This window comes from Thiomicrospira sp. S5 (genome assembly GCF_003991075.1).
Taxonomy (GTDB): Bacteria; Pseudomonadota; Gammaproteobacteria; order Thiomicrospirales; family Thiomicrospiraceae; genus Hydrogenovibrio; species Hydrogenovibrio thermophilus.
Map to the genome: position 1 here is coordinate 1,607,881 of NZ_CP014470.1, position 17,682 is coordinate 1,625,562.

At 49.1% G+C, this 17,682-nt stretch carries 14 protein-coding genes and 4 tRNA genes; 2 read left to right on the forward strand and 16 right to left on the reverse strand.

Translation table 11 applies throughout. The features are described 5' to 3' along the window. Positions 1 to 4: 4 nt before the first annotated feature. Genes AYJ59_RS07380 through AYJ59_RS07390 form a run of 3 tightly spaced genes read right to left on the reverse strand, consistent with a single transcriptional unit; the run spans position 5 to position 4,509 of the window. Positions 5 to 1,366 (reverse strand): ABC transporter permease, encoded by a 1,362-nt coding sequence (locus tag AYJ59_RS07380; RefSeq protein ID WP_237260289.1) that lies wholly within the window; start codon positions 1,364 to 1,366, stop codon positions 5 to 7. Further along, positions 1,363 to 2,343 carry an ABC transporter permease gene (locus tag AYJ59_RS07385; RefSeq protein WP_127119734.1) on the reverse strand — a complete coding sequence of 327 codons (981 nt, stop codon included), beginning with the start codon at positions 2,341 to 2,343 and terminating at the stop codon, positions 1,363 to 1,365. Before AYJ59_RS07385 ends, AYJ59_RS07380 begins: the two co-directional genes overlap by 4 nt. Beyond that, complete coding sequence (locus tag AYJ59_RS07390; protein ID WP_335930351.1) at positions 2,344 to 4,509, reverse strand: ABC transporter substrate-binding protein; 2,166 nt, start codon at positions 4,507 to 4,509, stop codon at positions 2,344 to 2,346. 178 nt (positions 4,510 to 4,687) lie between these two features. Here AYJ59_RS07390 and AYJ59_RS07395 point away from each other — a divergent pair, with 178 nt between their 5' ends. Next, a complete protein-coding gene (locus AYJ59_RS07395; RefSeq protein ID WP_029938088.1) occupies positions 4,688 to 5,464 on the forward strand; it encodes an enoyl-ACP reductase FabI in 777 nt (258 codons plus the stop codon). 162 nt (positions 5,465 to 5,626) lie between these two features. On the opposite strand, the gene AYJ59_RS07400 is transcribed toward AYJ59_RS07395, so the two are convergent. From AYJ59_RS07400 to tig, 9 genes are all read right to left on the reverse strand, one after another. Continuing rightward, positions 5,627 to 5,703: transfer RNA gene (locus tag AYJ59_RS07400), tRNA-Asp, on the reverse strand. 37 nt (positions 5,704 to 5,740) lie between these two features. Continuing rightward, positions 5,741 to 5,816 (reverse strand) — tRNA-Val (locus tag AYJ59_RS07405). Between the two features lie 34 nt (positions 5,817 to 5,850). Beyond that, positions 5,851 to 5,927, reverse strand: a tRNA-Asp gene (locus tag AYJ59_RS07410). Positions 5,928 to 5,942: 15 nt separating this feature from the next. Beyond that, a tRNA-Val gene (locus AYJ59_RS07415) sits at positions 5,943 to 6,018 on the reverse strand. A 212-nt stretch (positions 6,019 to 6,230) separates the two neighbouring features. Then, a complete protein-coding gene (locus tag AYJ59_RS07420; RefSeq protein ID WP_029938087.1) occupies positions 6,231 to 6,503 on the reverse strand; it encodes an HU family DNA-binding protein in 273 nt (90 codons plus the stop codon). Between the two features lie 116 nt (positions 6,504 to 6,619). Then, positions 6,620 to 9,070, reverse strand: a complete 2,451-nt coding sequence (gene lon / locus AYJ59_RS07425; protein ID WP_127119735.1) for an endopeptidase La — start codon at positions 9,068 to 9,070, stop codon at positions 6,620 to 6,622. 60 nt (positions 9,071 to 9,130) lie between these two features. Further along, the gene (gene clpX, locus AYJ59_RS07430; RefSeq protein WP_029938085.1) at positions 9,131 to 10,381 is read right to left on the reverse strand and encodes an ATP-dependent Clp protease ATP-binding subunit ClpX; all 1,251 of its coding nucleotides are present in this window, start codon (positions 10,379 to 10,381) and stop codon (positions 9,131 to 9,133) included. 20 nt (positions 10,382 to 10,401) lie between these two features. Then, entirely contained in the window at positions 10,402 to 11,004 is a 603-nt protein-coding gene (gene clpP, locus AYJ59_RS07435) for an ATP-dependent Clp endopeptidase proteolytic subunit ClpP (protein WP_029938084.1), read from the reverse strand. 199 nt (positions 11,005 to 11,203) lie between these two features. Further along, positions 11,204 to 12,514: a trigger factor gene (gene tig, locus AYJ59_RS07440; protein WP_127119736.1), complete on the reverse strand. Its 1,311-nt coding sequence runs from the start codon at positions 12,512 to 12,514 to the stop codon at positions 11,204 to 11,206. A gap of 269 nt (positions 12,515 to 12,783) precedes the next feature. Between tig and AYJ59_RS07445 the strand changes: the two genes are divergently transcribed. Beyond that, the gene (locus tag AYJ59_RS07445; protein ID WP_237260290.1) at positions 12,784 to 12,975 is read left to right on the forward strand and encodes a YgaP family membrane protein; all 192 of its coding nucleotides are present in this window, start codon (positions 12,784 to 12,786) and stop codon (positions 12,973 to 12,975) included. Between the two features lie 74 nt (positions 12,976 to 13,049). On the opposite strand, the gene AYJ59_RS07450 is transcribed toward AYJ59_RS07445, so the two are convergent. Genes AYJ59_RS07450 through AYJ59_RS07465 form a run of 4 tightly spaced genes read right to left on the reverse strand, consistent with a single transcriptional unit; the run spans position 13,050 to position 17,599 of the window. Beyond that, the gene (locus tag AYJ59_RS07450) at positions 13,050 to 15,011 is read right to left on the reverse strand and encodes an ATP-binding cassette domain-containing protein (RefSeq protein WP_127119737.1); all 1,962 of its coding nucleotides are present in this window, start codon (positions 15,009 to 15,011) and stop codon (positions 13,050 to 13,052) included. A 1-nt stretch (position 15,012) separates the two neighbouring features. Beyond that, positions 15,013 to 15,714, reverse strand: a complete 702-nt coding sequence (gene lolD, locus AYJ59_RS07455; RefSeq protein ID WP_127119738.1) for a lipoprotein-releasing ABC transporter ATP-binding protein LolD — start codon at positions 15,712 to 15,714, stop codon at positions 15,013 to 15,015. Continuing rightward, a complete protein-coding gene (locus tag AYJ59_RS07460) occupies positions 15,707 to 16,957 on the reverse strand; it encodes a lipoprotein-releasing ABC transporter permease subunit (RefSeq protein ID WP_029938079.1) in 1,251 nt (416 codons plus the stop codon). The genes lolD and AYJ59_RS07460 overlap by 8 nt, the downstream gene beginning before the upstream one ends. A 15-nt stretch (positions 16,958 to 16,972) precedes the next feature. Continuing rightward, positions 16,973 to 17,599 (reverse strand): trimeric intracellular cation channel family protein, encoded by a 627-nt coding sequence (locus AYJ59_RS07465; protein ID WP_029938078.1) that lies wholly within the window; start codon positions 17,597 to 17,599, stop codon positions 16,973 to 16,975. Positions 17,600 to 17,682 lie beyond the last annotated feature (83 nt).

The following is a 17,682-nucleotide window of genomic DNA, read 5'->3' on the forward strand; positions in this document are numbered from 1 at the left end:
AACATTATTTCTGATTACGCGGATCCAGCACGGTCTGCACTCGATCCGAGAATAAATTGGCGGCCAGCACCAAGATAAACATAAAGAAGAAAGCCGAAAACAGCGACCACCAGACCATGGGTTCCCGCGCCATTTCCAAGCGCGCCTGGTTGATCATATTCCCCCAACTGTGCATGGTCGGGTCCACCCCGACACCAACGTACGACAAAACGGCCTCCGCCAACACCAGGCCACTGAAATCCAGCACCACCGCGATCAATACGATGTGCATGACATTCGGCATGATGTGGCGGCCTATGATGCGGAAGCGGCTGACGCCAAACGCTTTCGAGGCCGTAACGTAATCGACTTGGCTGATTTTCAGGGTTTCGGCGCGAAGCAATCGGCACAGTCCGGTCCAACTGGTCATGCCGAGAATGAAAATCAAGAACAGCAATCGAATGTCCGCTCGCTCTTCCGTGCTGCTGAACCATTCCGGATTGTTGCTCATAATCGCTTGCATCACCAGGACGGCGGCGGCAATCAACAAAACACCGGGAATCGAGTTCAAGGTGGTGTAAATGTATTGGATGACGTCATCCACCCAGCCGCGGAACAAACCCGCGCTGATGCCCAGAATCAACGATAGCGGCAACATCACCAAAGTGGTCAGCACCCCGATCAACACGCCGGTGCGGATACTTTTCAAGGATTCGTACAAGACATCATTGCCCACCTTGTCGGTTCCGAACACATGGTAGAAGAAACTGAGGTGATACAGCCAAGTCAAAAAGACAACCACCAATATCAGCGTTAAATAGCCGGTCCGCCAAGGCAGGCGTGTTTGGTTAAGCCATACTTGGCGGCTGTAAGCCAGTAACGACTGCCGGTGAACCCGTGAGCGCCACAAGGCGTGCAATAAAATCAACAACAAGCCGATCAGTAATCCGGCTAAAGCGGCTTCCAAACTGGCCTGAACAATCGACACCGGTTCCACATGCGTCAAGGGACGGTAACGCTGTTCGACGCGACCATCGTCGCCGACTTCCAAACTCTTGTTGTATTCGGTCGTCGCAAACGGTGCGGAGTAAGTGCGTTCCTGATCACTCGCCAAATGCGGTAAGACGGTGTCCAGCACACTTTGATTATCCGATAACTGCGTGGACGACGCGTCAACGCGGAAATGCACCGAATCCATCAGGGCAATCAACAAATACACCATCAACAAAATCGCGGAAATCATTGCCAAACGCGATTCAAAAATCTGCAGCCATTGTTGACGCACCTGCGGTGAACGGCTGATCAAACGCGCCCACACCAGCAAGGCCAGCATCAGCCCCCAGATCATGTAATCCGTCCAAAGCATTTCCAAGCTGATGTCCATCATCCGTCCAACCTCACTCTCGGGTCAAACACCGTATAGGAAATATCGGTGAGAATCAGGCCGATGATGTACAACACCGAACCGAGGAACACCATCGACTTCACGATGGCGAAGTCCTGCGCATTGATGGCGTCAATCGTATAACTGCCCAGGCCTGGAATACCGAAGAAAGACTCCATAATCAAGCTGCCCATGAACAAGCTCGGAATCACCACCACAACGCCGGTCAGAATCGGCAACAACCCGTTTTGCAATAAATGGCCGAACAGCAATTTGATTTCGGACAAGCCTTTGGCCCGAGCCGTGCGGATGTAATCCTTATTGATTTCTTCCAGGAAAATGCTGCGATACCAACGCACGCCGGCACCCAACCCGGCGAAAACACCGATGGCCACCGGCAAAATCAGGAACTTAAAGGCATCCCAGCCTTCGCTGTAACCGGAAATCGGCACCCAATGCCAAATTTTGCTGAACAGCACCTGGCCGGCGATGATGTAGAACAACCCGGAAATCGACATAATCGCCACCGCCACCATCATGGTCACGCTGTCGAGTACCGAGCCTCGAAACAGGACAATCAACAACGCCAGTGAAATATTGGTCACCAAACCGATGAGGAAGGTCGGCAAGGCAATAGCCAGACTCGGCCACATACGCTCCTGAATGTCGGCGGAAATCTGCCGACCGTCATCCGATTGACCGAAATCAAAGGTAAAGAGCTTGACGGATTCATTCACAAACAAGGTATCGGTCAAAACGCCCAGGCCTGGCGCTTTTTCATTATAGAACAGCGGTTTGTCGTAACCGTGGTCCTGCTTCCAGGCTTCGATCATTTCCGGCGTGGTCTGCTTGGCACCTAGATGCGTGCGCGCCATATCGTCCGGTGTATTCACCATGAAAAACAGTACGAAGGTAATCAGGTTCACCCCGATCAAAATCGGAACGGCGAACAACAAGCGTCTTACGATATAAGCCAGCATTTACACGCCTCCCGAGTCATGCGTTTCAATTGCGGTTTTTTGCCGTTTTTGATAGGCACGTACCAACGGGTAAATGGACACCAATAACAGGACCAGCACCAAAATCAATGGCCACAACACCGGTGGATTCCATTCAACCTGTTTTTCCGCTCTAAGTTTTGGGTCCAAGCGCTTGTATTTTAAGGTGTTATTCGCCAACGGGTTCGCCCAGGCATTGTGGTACCAACTGTGATACAGCGCCAGGCTTTTCGGATTAAAGCCCCAAGACCAAGGCGCGTCCTGTTGCGCGATGCGCACCATTTGGCGAATCAATTCTAAACGCTCCGGCCCGTTTGACATGGTTTTGATTTGCTTGAACAAACGGTTGAATTCCGGATTATCGTAATTGGCGTAGTTGATACCCGCGCCCTTGTTTTTAACGGTCGCCTGCTCGCCGTCCAGCAGGAACAGGAAGTTTTCCGGATCGGGGTAATCCGCGTTCCAACCCCAGGAAAACATCTGCCCTTGCCCGGTGCGCATTTTGTCCTGAAAACGATTGTAATCGGTGGCGCGAATCACCAGCTCAATTCCCAGCTTGGCAAACTGCTTACGGTACCAATTAAGCTGTGATTTGCTGTTCGGGCCAGTGGCCGCCGTATCGTAATGCAACACCAAGGGGTCGCCGTTCGGTTGACGGCCATTCGGGTAACCCGCTTCGACCAGCAAGCGTTTGGCTTCTTCAATCGATTTGCGTTGCGGACGACCGTTTCGCCAATCATACACAAACGGATCCATGCCCGCCTTGCCGGGTTCAAAACCGAAAATACCCGGCGGAATCGGGCCTTGCGCCGCCACCCCACGCCCGTTCAGGAAAATGGAAATGAATTCTTCCTCGTTCAGCGCAATGCTGATCGCTTGACGCAGTTTGCGCTGCTTCTTACTGTAGCCGCCGACCACCGGGTCAAGCATATTGAAGCCGAAATAAAACACCGTGGGTTCCACCACATTCAGAAAGCGAATGCCTTTGTCCCGCATCTCGGGGGTCAAACTCAAATCGCCGCCGGAAGAAACCGAAATCGCCTGATCGAAGCTGTCCGAACTGACACCGGAGGCATCGTAATACCCTTGCAAGAACTTATTCCATAACGGCACACTTTCCTTTTCCAGGGAATAGATGACTTCCTTAATGAACGGCAGCGGCTTTCCGGCATCGTTCAGCAGATTCGGATTCGCATCGTCCGGCAAGCCGTCGGTCGGGTAAAAACCGTGGTGGTAATTCGGGTTAGCCAACAGGCGCATGCGACGGTTCGGGTCATTTTCCACCAATTGGTACGGGCCGGTGCCGACCGGATAGGTGTCCAATGAAATATTCTTTTCCGCCAGGCCTGGCTGATCGTAAAACACCTCCGCTTCCCAAGGAATCGGCGCGAAGAAATTCATGCTCAACCAATACAGAAATTGCGGATAAACCCCATGAATGCGGATGCGCAATTCACGGTCCGACACCACCTGCACGCCGGGTAAATCCTTCTGTCTGAGCTCGGGTACCGTTACCGGTTGCGCCGACACCGCTTTCGAAAACGATGCCATGCCGACAATCAGCGGCTTCATCGTACCCAGAATCGGCGAATGATTACTGGTCACCGCCATACGCTTGATGGCATAAGCATAATCGTCCGCGGTCAAAGGACGGGTATCGGTTTCGGTAAAGTCTTCCAAGGTGCGGATACCTTCCAACTGCTCGTTGGTAAGCGACACCAATGCCGGTTGCCCCTGCGCATCTTTGACAAAGGCCGGATGGGGTTGGAAATAGATGTTGGGTTTCAGCTGCAGCCGATATTCCGAAAAGGCAACCTCGCCGGAATCCTCCGACACCACTTCCCCGGCCTGATTTAAAAAGGTCACTGTGGGCATTTCCGTCAGGGTCAAAGGCTCAAGGGTATAAGGGCGTTTCAAATAATGGTATTGCAGCGGCGGTTCATAGACCTGGCTGATAATCGACCACTCGTTGGCATTATAAGAAATCACCGGATCAAGATGTTTCGGGCGGGATGAAAAAGCCGAAAACAGCACCGGCTCTTCCACTTGCGACAGTTCATAAGGATTGTTCCAACGGCTGCCGTCACAGCCGGAAAAAAACATGATTACCGATAAAATCACACTGATTTTTAAGAAGTTACCAACCACGCTTCATCCGCTTTATAAGAGAGATTTGAATCGACTCGACATTCCGACTAGGTTATCAAAATTACGAATGGTTTTTCAAATAAAAAGAAGATCATTATAGCCCGATTTTAACGTTATAATGACCCAAATTATTTTTGTACATTTTTCGGAAACAACCTAGTAGAACAAAGGAGTCAAAATGGGATTTCTTGCGGGAAAAAAAGCCCTGATCGTCGGGGTCGCGAATAACAAATCCATCGCATACGGTATCGCCAAACAAATGCACGAACAAGGTGCGGAAATCGCCCTGACCTATCAAACCGAAAAACTGAAAGGTCGCGTTGAGAAAATCGCCGAAGAACTGGGCAGCAGCATCGTTCTCCCTTTGGACGTCACGTCCGACGAACAAATCGACAACGTCTTTGCCGAACTGGGCAAACAATGGGACGGTTTGGACATTCTGGTTCACTCGGTCGCTTTCGCACCGCGTGAGGAATTGGAAGGCCGCATGATTGACGCCTCAACCCGCTCCGGCTTTTCGGTGGCGCACGACATTTCTGCTTACAGCCTGACAGCTTTGACCAAAGCCGGCTATGACATGCTGAACAAAAACAACGGTTCGGTCCTCACCGTCTCTTACCTGGGTGCGGAAAGAGCCGTTCCAAACTATAACGTCATGGGCATCGCCAAAGCGTCTCTGGAAGCAACCGTACGTTACCTGGCGGCCGACTTGGGACAAGATGGTATCCGTGTTAATGCCGTATCGGCCGGTCCGATCCGCACCCTAGCGGCTTCCGGCATCAAAGACTTCCGTAGCATGCTGGATAAAGCCGCGGCAGCCACGCCACTGCGTCGTAACGTCAGCATCGAAGAAGTCGGCAACACCGCCGCGTTCCTATGCTCAGACCTGGCATCAGGCATCACCGGTGAAATCACTTACGTGGATGGCGGTTACAACACCACAGCCAGCAACTGATATCATCAAAAAATGGCCAGGCCTGGTCATTTCATACAAAAGCTCCGCAAGGGGCTTTTTTTATGCCTGAAGCACGGATAGAAAATACCGTAGAAAACAAAACCGCAAAGGCCTGTGAAAGGTTATTTTTAAATAAGAAAAAGGAAATCGAGAATCGATAAATGGCGGAGTGGACGGGACTCGAACCCGCGACCCCCTGCGTGACAGGCAGGTATTCTAACCAACTGAACTACCACTCCGAACAGGGATGATGATTGGAAATCATCGAAATAATAATGGTGGGTGATACTGGGCTCGAACCAGTGACCCTCGCCTTGTAAGGGCGATGCTCTCCCAACTGAGCTAATCACCCGAATCGTAGAAACAATTCGAATCAGTGCAAATAATGGCGGAGTGGACGGGACTCGAACCCGCGACCCCCTGCGTGACAGGCAGGTATTCTAACCAACTGAACTACCACTCCGAATCGAATCAAAACTGGTGGGTGATACTGGGCTCGAACCAGTGACCCTCGCCTTGTAAGGGCGATGCTCTCCCAACTGAGCTAATCACCCAACTCTGATCTATTCTTTTGCGCTTGAGGCCGTTTCAGACGCTGTCTGAGCTTGCCTCAACTGATGGGCGTATTATAAGTACTTAAGCGACGTTGTCAAACAATTTGGATGCTTTTTTTACAAATTTCTGACATAAAAAAACCCCTCAGAATTTAACCTATTGATTTGATTAAATTTGAGGGGTTGTGACAGCTATTAAGACAAATTCGGTCTTAGTTAACAGCGTCCTTAAGTGCTTTACCAGCTGAGAACTTAGGAACTTTTGCCGCAGGGATTTGCATTTCTGCACCTGTTTGAGGGTTACGACCAGTACGTGCTGAACGCTCACCAACTTTAAAAGTACCAAATCCAATGATGGCGACTGAATCACCTGAGCTCAAGGCTTTTGTAACAGTGGACACAGTTGCTTCTAGCGCTTTAGCGGCATCTGCTTTCGTTAAACCTGCTTCTTCAGCGATCGCACTAACTAATTCGGTCTTATTCATGATGTGAGTTTCTCCATAAGTATTAAGTATTCTTTCCACCCAAATTAAGGCTTGTGGTAGTTATATCAGCGTTCAACATTTACTGTCAAGCCTGTTCAGAGGAAAAATTTACAAAATTAATGCCTTTTCTGACCTTTTTTAAGAATTTGCTTGGAAGTTTCTTTATTTGCAATGATTTTGTCCATTTCGGCATCTTTCATGCTAATGTCCGCAAGCGCCTCTGCATCGTCGATTTCGGGCATGGATTCCAATGCAATCTTAAAGACTTCGTCAATCCATTGCACCGGATGAATGTCCAAACCGGCTTTCACTTCCTCGGAAATTTCCGACAAATCCCGGACATTTTCATACGGAATCAAAACGGTTTTAATGCCGCCTCTCGCCGCCGCCAGCAATTTTTCTTTCAAGCCCCCAATCGGCAAGACTTCACCACGCAAGGTAATTTCACCGGTCATGGCCACATCGGAACGTACCGGAATTTGGGTCAGCACCGACGCAATGGCGGTACAAATCGCAATCCCCGCACTCGGCCCATCCTTTTTAATAGCCCCTTCGGGAAAGTGCAAATGAATATCTTGTTTTTCATAGAAATCGTCTTCCAACCCCAATTCTTTGGAACGGCTGCGAATGACGCTCATCGCGGTTTGCGTCGATTCCTGCATCACACTGCCCAATTGACCGGTTGAGGTGTTTTTCCCCTTTCCGGGCATAGCCGTGGCTTCAATGCGTAATAAGTCACCGCCAACACGTGTCCAGGCCAAACCGGCCACTTGCCCGATCTGGTTTTTTTCTTCCGCCAGACCGAAACGGTATTTGGCGACACCGAGGTATTTTTCCAAATCCTCCGGCAACACCTGAATCGGCGCTTCGGCCTCGCCCGTAACGATTTCCTTAACCGATTTACGACAGATTTTCGCCAACTTCTGATCCAACAATCGCACACCGGCTTCGCGGGTGTAGGTTTGAATAATCTTCAAAATCGATTCACGCGGCACTTCAATTTCGTCTTTTTTCAAGCCGTGATCTTTCATTTCACGCGGTAACAGATGTTGGGAAGCGATATTAAGCTTCTCATTTTCGGTGTAACCGGCTAAATCGATGATTTCCATTCGGTCCAACAACGGTTCCGGAATATCCATGGAATTCGATGTTGCCACAAACATGACGTCGGACAAATCATAGTCGACTTCCAGGTAATGGTCGTTAAACGCCTTGTTTTGTTCCGGATCCAATACTTCCAGCAACGCACTGGCTGGATCGCCGCGCTGGTCACGCGCCATTTTGTCAATTTCGTCCAACAAGAACAGCGGGTTCCGAGTTCCGGCGGTTTTCATTTTTTGAATCACACGTCCCGGCATGGCACCCAAATAGGTTTTACGGTGGCCGCGGATTTCCGCTTCGTCTCGCACACCACCCAATGACATACGCACGTAATGACGGTTGGTGGCTTCTGCAATGGAGCGAGCCAAAGAGGTTTTACCGACCCCCGGAGGCCCCACCAAGCACAGAATCGGCCCTTTCATCTTTTTAACGCGCTTCTGGACTGCCAAATATTCAATAATCCGTTCTTTGACTTTTTCCAAGCCGTAATGCTGTTTATCCAAAATCGCCTGAGCTTTATTCAAGTCTTTAGAAACACGGGTACGCTTCTTCCACGGAATCGCCACCAACCACTCAATATAAGTGCGAACAATATTGGCTTCCGGCGATTGCGGTGACATCATTTTGAGTTTTTTCAACTCTTCTTCGGCCACCTTCAAGGCATCCGGCGTCATACCGGCCGCATCGATTTGTTCTTTCAACTTGGCCATTTCGCTGACGCCGTCTTCCGAAGCTTCGCCCAGCTCTTCGTGAATCGCTTGCAGCTTGGTGTTCAAATAGAAGTTTCGCTGGGTCTGATCCATCTTTTTCTTAACGCGCGAATTAATGCGCTGTTCCGACTCCAACAAATCGATCTCGGTTTCGATGGTACTGAGAATGTGTTCCAAACGATCATTGATGGACAAGATTCCCAGCAATTGCTGTTTTTCTTCAATGCCCAATTTCAAATTCGCGGAAATAGTATCCACCAAACGATTCGGTTCGGTCGTCTTTTGAATGCTTTTCTGGACTTCAGATGGAATCTTTTTCTTCAAATCCGCATAATCCTGAAAACGCTCTTGAATGGTGCGCACCAGCACCACCCCATCGTTATCCAAGCTTTCGTCCGACTCCACCTGCTGAATGTCACCGGTCAGGAAAGACTCTTCGTTGTTCAATCCCAGCAAGTCAAAGCGCTTAACCCCTTCCACCAGCACCTTCAAGGTTCCATCCGGCAATTTCAGCAATTGCAGAATATTCGCCATCACCCCGATGCGGTAAAGGTTATCGATGGTGGGCGTCTCCTCGGTGGCATTTTTCTGGGTAATCAGGAAAATCTGCTTATCTTCTTTCATGGCCGCATTCAATGCATTCATTGACTTCGGGCGACCGACAAACAACGGCACCACCATCCCGGGAAAAACCACCACGTCGCGTAAAGCTAAAACAAACACGTTGGTTTTAAATTCAATTTGGTCTATGTCCATAATGCGTTCCAATCTTTTTTATCGTTATTATCCACGCGTCCACGCAGTGGCAACCGTTAATTACCCGGAAACTTTTTCGTCCGATTCATGGTACATCAGCATCGGCTTTTTACTGCCTTTGATAACGGCTTTGTTAATCACAACTTTCTCGACATTTTGCATGCTCGGTAGGTCGTACATGGTATCAAGCAAAGTTTTCTCCAAAATGGAGCGTAACCCACGCGCACCGGTTTTACGTTCGATCGCCATTTTGGCGATTTCCGTCAAGGCATCCTTACGAAACTGTAGTTCCACGCCTTCCAGCTCGAACATTTTCTGATATTGTTTGACCAAAGCGTTTTTCGGTTCGGTCAGAATTTGAATCAAGGCTTTCTCATCCAACTCTTCCAAAGCCGCGACCACCGGCAAGCGCCCGACAAATTCCGGAATCAAACCGAACTTGACCAAATCTTCCGGCTCGATGCCCTGGAAACGTTCCGACAATGATGCCTTGGTGTCTTGCGACTTCACCTCAGCCGAGAAGCCGATGCCTGTATTCTTATCCGTACGCTGCTCGATAAGCTTATCCAGCCCCTCGAACGCCCCACCGACGATAAACAGAATCTTCGAGGTATCAACTTGAATCATATCCTGGTTCGGGTGCTTGCGCCCGCCCTGCGGAGGAATGTTCGCAACGGTGCCTTCAATCAGTTTCAGAAGCGCCTGTTGAACCCCTTCGCCGGATACGTCGCGCGTAATCGATGGGTTTTCCGATTTACGGGTAATCTTATCGATTTCATCGATATAGATAATGCCTCTTTCGGCTTTTTCCGCATCGTTGTCACAACGTTGCAACAGTTTCAGCACAATGCTCTCAACATCTTCCCCCACATAACCGGCTTCGGTCAGCGTGGTGGCGTCGGCGATGGCGAATGGGACATCCAGCAAGCGCGCCAGAGTCTGAGCCAGCAAGGTTTTACCGGAACCGGTCGGCCCAATCAGCAAAATATTACTTTTGTTCAGTTCGACATCGTCTTTCTGATAACCGTTTTGTAAACGCTTGTAGTGGTTATACACCGCCACCGACAGCACTTTTTTGGCGTGGTACTGGCCAATGACGTAGTCGTCCAGAATTTGGCTGATTTCATGCGGCGTCGGCAAATTATCCAACTCGAACGCATTCAATTCTTCTTCGCCGAATTCCTCTTTAAGAATGTCATTACACAGCTCAACACATTCGTCACAAATATAAACAGAAGGGCCTGCAATCAATTTTTTCACTTCATCCTGCGCTTTACCGCAAAATGAACAATACAACGTTTTTTCACTCATCCGACTGCCTTTTCTTTCTATTAACGACGTGTTAGTACTTTATCAACCAAACCGTAATCACACGCTTCCTGCGCGCTCATGAAATTATCACGATCCGTATCACGCTCAATCACATCCAACGGCTGACCGGTGTGGTCGGCCAAAGCCTGATTCAAACGCCCTTTAATTTGCATAATCTCTTTTGCATGGATTTCAATATCCGAAGCCTGCCCCTGAAAACCACCCAACGGCTGGTGAATCATCACACGGGAATTCGGCAATGCAAAGCGCTTGCCTTCCGCGCCGGCGGACAGCAAAAACGATCCCATGCTCGCTGCCTGGCCAATGCACATGGTGCTAACATCCGGCTTGATGAATCGCATCGTATCGTAAATGGCCATGCCCGCCGTTACGCTTCCGCCCGGTGAATTGATATAAAGATGAATATCCTTATCCGGGTTCTCGGATTCCAAAAACAGCAACTGGGCGACAATCAAGTTCGCCATCTGGTCTTCGACTTGTCCGACCAAAAAGATGACGCGTTCTTTCAGCAAACGGGAATAAATGTCGAACGAGCGTTCTCCCCGGCTCGTTTGTTCGATGACCATTGGAATCAAAGCGTCTTGGATCGGTGTTGAATGCATTCAAATAAACCTTTATTTTTATTTAGTTTTTATTTCAAAGACCTGAAAGCAGGCTCGAAATTTCAATTGTTTCGTCAAAAATTTACCGTATAGATGGTTCTATCTTAGCTTTTTATCAGGCAAAAAAAAACTTAACTTTGTTACAAAATTACATCATTTTGCAACAGAAGTTAAGTTTTTTACAGACGTTGAAAAGCGGTTAAGCAGCCGGGCTAACAATCTCTTCGAACGATTTTGAAACTTCTTTGACCTTGGCGTCTTTCAAGATGGTGTTGGCAATCTCTTTTTCCACCAAAATCGCATCGATTTCTTTTTGAGCTTGAGGGTTTTTCGCGTACCAGTCGATCACTTCTTTCGGATCTTCATACGCCGAGGCTTGATCTTCGATAAACGCTTTTCTCGCTTCTTCCGTCGCTTCGATTTTGTTTTCTTTGATGACTTCACCTAGAACCAAACCGATTTTGACACGTTTTTCCGCATCCGGCTTGAAGGTTTCCAACGTCAAACCGATGTCTTCCGCCTTCAAACCTTGTTGTTGGAACTGTTCCACCTGACGCTGCATCAAGGCCGACGCTTCTTGGTCAATTAGGGCTTGTGGCAAAGTAACGTCTACTTTGTCAGACAGCGCATCCAAAACAGCGGTGCGGTTTTGGTTCTCAACGGCACGTTGCAATTCTTTCTCCATATTGGAACGAATTTCGTTCACCAACGCTTCTTCGGTCCCTTCTTCGATGCCGAATGACTTAACGAATTCTTCGTCGATCTCAGGCAAGACTTTCTTTTGTACGGAGTGAACGGTAATGTCGAATGTAACCGTCTGGCCTTTCAATTCCTCTGACTGATAGTCTTCTGGGAAAGTCACCTCAATGGTTTTTTCCTCTCCCTTTTTCATGCCGATAATTCCGTCTTCAAAACCAGGGATCATGCGACCGGAACCAATTTCTAAAGGTACGTTTTCGGCTTTACCACCTTCAAACTCAACGCCGTCTTTCTTACCGACGAAATCGATAATCACTTGCTCGCCTTTACGGGCTTTTTTAGCCGCACTGGCAGGTTTCCAAGCCATTTTTTGTTCACGCAGCTTGGTCATCATGTTCTCAACGTCTTTATCCGTGACTTCAGACTTAACCGTTTCCACGGTCAAGCTTGAGAACTTAGGCAATTTGATTTCCGGGAAAACTTCGAAAGTTGCCGAATAGATGATGTTGCCGTCTTTTTCATCCAACTCTTGAAATTGCGGATAACCGGCAACATTCAATGATTCGTTTGCAATCGCTTCATAGAAAGACTGCTGAACCGTTTCGCCCATCATTTCCTGACGAACCTGACCGCCATAACGCTTTTTCACAATGCTCATAGGGACTTTTCCAGGGCGGAAACCGTCCATTTTCACGGTACGACGCATTTGGGCCAAACGTTTTTCAACTTTACTGTCTAAATCACCCGCTGGCAGCGTGACGTTAATTTTGTGTTCAAGGCCTGTATCCGGCTTTTCTACTGTTACTTGCATGTGTTTAATCTCAAAAATTAAAATCCAGTTCGTGAACAGAATTACAACATCCCGTTCGGCGGTTTATTCTCTAACTAAAATAAACGCGGGATTATACCGATTTTATTAAATTAATGAAAGACATAGCTGGAAATTTAATCCCCTCTTTCACCAAAGAGCACGACTGTGATAAAATTAACATATTGGGTTATATGAAAAATATATCTATTAACGCTCATTTATATAAAGATATTTACAAGAGGCTAACAACGATGGTTATTGAAAAATTCATGATGCTAGTGGTTGGGACAATGGTGCTATTGTCCGCCATTCTAGCGTACGCTTTCACACCGGCTTGGTTACTGTTGACCGGTTTCATCGGCATCAACTTACTGATCTCCGGCTTGACCGGGTTCTGTCCAATGGTTTACATCCTGCGTAAATTTGGTCTAAAGCACGGCTGCGCATTCCGCAACTGTTGAACACCGAACCGCATCAAGTAAAAAGGCTGCCCATGGCAGCCTTTTTTATTGAAACCAATTAACATTCCACCCAGCTATTCAAACGTTTCGGTGATCTCTTCGATTTCCGCTTCCAACAGCAACCACTCTTCTTCCAGCGTTTCAATGTCAGCGGTTAAACGCGCTTCGTCTTTGAGCAATGCGGTCAATTCTTCGGAACGGCTCGCCTCATATAAACCGGCATCTTCCATCGTCGTGTGAATTTTCGTCAATTCATCCTGCGCTTTCGATAGCGCCTTTTCCACTTGGGCTAACCGTTTGGTTTGCGCACGCGTCGCTTCCTTAAGACGCTTACGGAACTGGGCATTTTCCTGGCGCTGCGCTTTTTTATTCACAGCCCCTCTGTCATCCGAAGAATCACCAGGCCTGGCCGAATTGGCCGCTTTTTCAGCTTTGATACTTGCTTGCTGTTCTTTCAGGCGTTTTAACCGCTGTTGCAAATAACTTTCCAGATCACCGGCATAACGCTCGACCCGCGTATCGTGCACCCACCAAAACTGATCGACAATACTCGACAATAAATGCTGATCGTGCGTCACCAGAATCAAAGCGCCGGAAAACGCCTGCAACGCCATTTCCAGCGCGTCACGGGTTTCCATATCCAAATGGTTGGTCGGTTCGTCCAAAATCACTAGGTTGGGTTCTTGATACACCATCAGCGCCAGCGACAAGCGGGCCTTTTCGCCACCGGAAAACGGCTTGACCGGCGACAGAGCTTTATCATGCCCAAACCCGAATCGCCCGAGAAAATCCCGTGCTTCTTGATCGGTAATGTTCGTCATCATTTCCTTGCCAAGCGCCAGCATATGCGCCAAAGGCGTTTGATTTGGGTTCAAGGCTTCCAATTGATGCTGTGCGAAATAGCCGATTTTCAGCCCTTTGCTGTGTTTGACCACCCCGCTTTTCGGTTGCAGCTCTCGTATCAACAGTTTCAACAACGTTGATTTCCCGGAGCCGTTCACCCCAACCAAACCAATGCGGTCACCGGCGCGCAAAACTAACGAAGCCTCTTGCAGAATCGCTTCATCGCCATAGCCAAAACTCAATTCTTCGACATTCAGCATCGGGTCGGGAAGGTGGTCCGGTTCCGCCAATTGAAATTGAAATGGGTTCGTCGCTTGAACCGCCGCCACTTGTTCCATACGCTCCATGGCTTTGACACGACTTTGCGCCTGCTTGGCTTTGGACGCCTTGGCTTTGAAACGTTCGATAAACGATTTCAAATGCTGCATCTGCTTTTTCTGCTTGTCGTGCAACGCCTGTTGCTGCATCAACTGCTCGTTCCGCTGACGTTCGAAAGCGGCGAAATTGCCGGTAAAATAGTGAATACGTCCTTGGTCGAGTTGCGCAATGCCCTGCACCACCTCGTCTAAGAAATGGCGGTCATGGGAAATGACGATGACCGCCCCTTGAAAGGATTTCAACCACTGCACCAGCCAGGAAACCGCTTCGATATCCAAGTGGTTGGTCGGTTCGTCCAGTAAAAGTAAATCCGCGCGCTGCATCAAGGCTCGGCCTAACTTTAAACGCACTTGCCAACCACCCGAAAAGGCTTCCAGCGGTTTATCGAAATCCGCCTCTTTAAATCCCAAACCATACATCAATTGCTGGGCTTTCATCGGCACATCGTAACCGTCGATATGATCTAACTCATCGTAAGCCGCCACCAGTCGCTCGTGGTGGTTGTCGCGCTCCGCCTGCTGGATTTTGTTGCGTGCTTGAGCATACAACGTATCGCCAAACATCACATAATCCAGCGCTTTCATGTACAGGTGCGTTTGCTCTTGCTCCACATACCCCACCTGCCAGGCCTCGGGCATCGCAATGGTGCCAGTATCCAGCGGCACTTCATTCAAAATGGCTTTGAGCAGCGTGGATTTCCCGGCCCCATTGGCACCGATTAAACCGATTTTTTGCCCCGGATGAATCACCAGAGACGCATTTTCTAACAGGACTTTTGTCCCGGCCATCAAGGTAACGGATTGAATACTGAGCATATCAGGCGGGCGTCACCACGCGATCAGGCGTCACAAAATGGCCTTCCGACAATTGATATTGTCGATCCATTTTCGCGGCCAATTTCAAGTCGTGCGTCACCACCAACAGTGCCGTATCAAGTTCTTGATTCAACTCCAACATCAAGTCAAACACCTGTTGTGCCGAGGTTTCATCCAGGTTACCGGTCGGTTCATCGGCCAGCACGCAGGCCGGGCGAGTAATCAAGGCCCGAGCTATCGCAACCCGCTGACGCTCCCCGCCCGACAATTCGGCTGGCTTATGCGCCATACGATGCGCCAACCCAACGCGTTCCAGCAAAGCTTCCGCTTCTTGCTGTGCTTGATGCGCCGGTTTTCGGGCCACCCGCAACGGCAACATAGTGTTTTCCAACGCGCTAAGCTCCGGTAATAAAAAATGAAATTGGTACACAAACCCCATGTATTCATTTCGGAGTCGGCCGCGCTTGACTTCGCTGAGACGGGAAAAATCCTGCCCCATCAGCCCCACTTCGCCGCCGGTCGGCGTATCCAATCCGGCCAACAAATGCAGCAAAGTACTTTTACCGGAACCGGAACTGCCGACAATGGCCACCTTTTCATTGGTTTTCAGCTCAAAGTCCAAACCTTTGATGACCGGCGTCACCAGTTTGCCGTCACGGTATTCTTTTTCCAGATTCGTGGCATGAAGAATAACATTACTCATAGCGCAAAGCCTCCGCCGGTTGAGTTTTGGCCGCGCGTCGGGCCGGATAAATCGTCGCTAACAAAGTCAGAATAAACGCCAGGCCTGACACCACCCAAACGTCCTCCCAATGCAGGTCGGATGGGATTTTACTGATGTAATAGATATCCGCCGGGAAGAACTTAAAGCCAAACAGATTTTCAATGAACGGGACGATGACGTCGATATTCAAGGAAATGGTCACCCCACCAACAATCCCCATCAAGGCCCCGACAATCCCGATGATTAAGCCTTGTACCATGAAAATGGTTTGAATACTGGCCGGACTCGCGCCAATGGTGCGCAACACGGCAATGTCTTTCTGCTTGTCGGTCACCACCATGACCATGGTCGACACGATATTGAAGGCCGCCACCATGATAATCAACGCCAGCACAATGAACATCATGCGTTTTTCCATTTCAATGGCTTTAAAGAAATTGGCATGTTGCTGTGTCCAGTCTCGGATGTACAGCACCTGATCAATGTCATCGGCAATTTCATTGCGCACCGTGCGAACCGCAAACAAGTCGTCCAATCGTAATTGCAAAGCCGAGACGGCATCACCGAGTTTAAACACTCGCTGAGCATCATTCATATGCACCAGCGCCAACGCACTGTCATATTCATGCATCCCCACTTCAAACAGACCGGACACGGTAAATCGCTTTAAGCGCGGCATAATTCCCATCGGCGAAATTGACGCTTGCGGCGCGACCAGGGTGACCTTGTCACCCACCGACACCCCAAGGCCATTTGCCAACTCCGTGCCGAGAATAATGTTGTAATCGCGGGATTTCAAATCATCCATTTGACCGTAAATCATTTTGGATTGTACGTCCGCCACCTGGCCTTCATACTGCGGCAAAATGCCTCGCACCAAAACACCTTTAACACGATCGCCAGCCGTCAACATGCCTTGCCCCATGGCGTTCGGCGCAGCCCCTTTTACATGCGGCAACGTTTTCACAATGCCGTATAAGTCCTGCCAATGGTGTAACCGTTCGCCGCGCTCGGACAAGGTCATGTGCGCCGTCATGTCTAAAATACGGTCGCGCAACTCTTGCTGGAACCCATTCATAATCGACATCACCGTCACCAAGGCCGTCACACCCAAAGCAATCCCGATAATCGAGGACAGCGAAATAAACGAAATGAACCCATTCCGTTTTTTAGCCCGGGTGTAACGCATCCCCAATAACAACTCAAAAGGCAGTTTGAACATAGAAAAACTCTTACTTTAATCCTGCGTATTCACGGGCTGAAACACCGGCAATCCAATATTGAATTGCACCGCCCAAGCCCGCAAGATGAAAATCACTAAGATCGACACGATGACCGACACGTCAGCCGACACACCCCAACCTTCCAGTAGCAACAACAAACTGATACCAACAAAAGAAGCCGTTGCATAAATTTCCTTACGGAAAATTAACGGCACTTCGCCCATCAAAACATCCCGAATCACACCGCCGACCACACCGGTCATGACGCCGGTCATAATCACGATCGGATCGGACAATCCTAAAGCCATCGCTTTCTGCGCCCCGATAACGCTGAACACCGCCAATCCCAATGCATCCAAAAACAGCAACAAACGTGTCGGCAAACTGCGAAAGCGCGCGTAGAAAAACAGGAACAAGGTGGAAATCACCACCACATAGATATAGATATTTTCCGACAACCAAAAAACCGGTTGATCGAGAATTAAATCACGCAAAGTGCCGCCACCGACCGCCGTCACCATGGCAATGACAATGGCACCGAATAAATCGAGCTGTTTCCGGCTGGCGGCCAGCAGACCGGTCATGGCAAACACGACGGTGCCCAGCAGGTCCAGATAATGAAGAGTGGCGGCTAAATTCATGGCGCTTATTATAAAGCAAAGCCTTGCGGCAATGATGACTTTAAACGTTAAGCCTTTTCACTGAATGCCACAAACAAAAACGC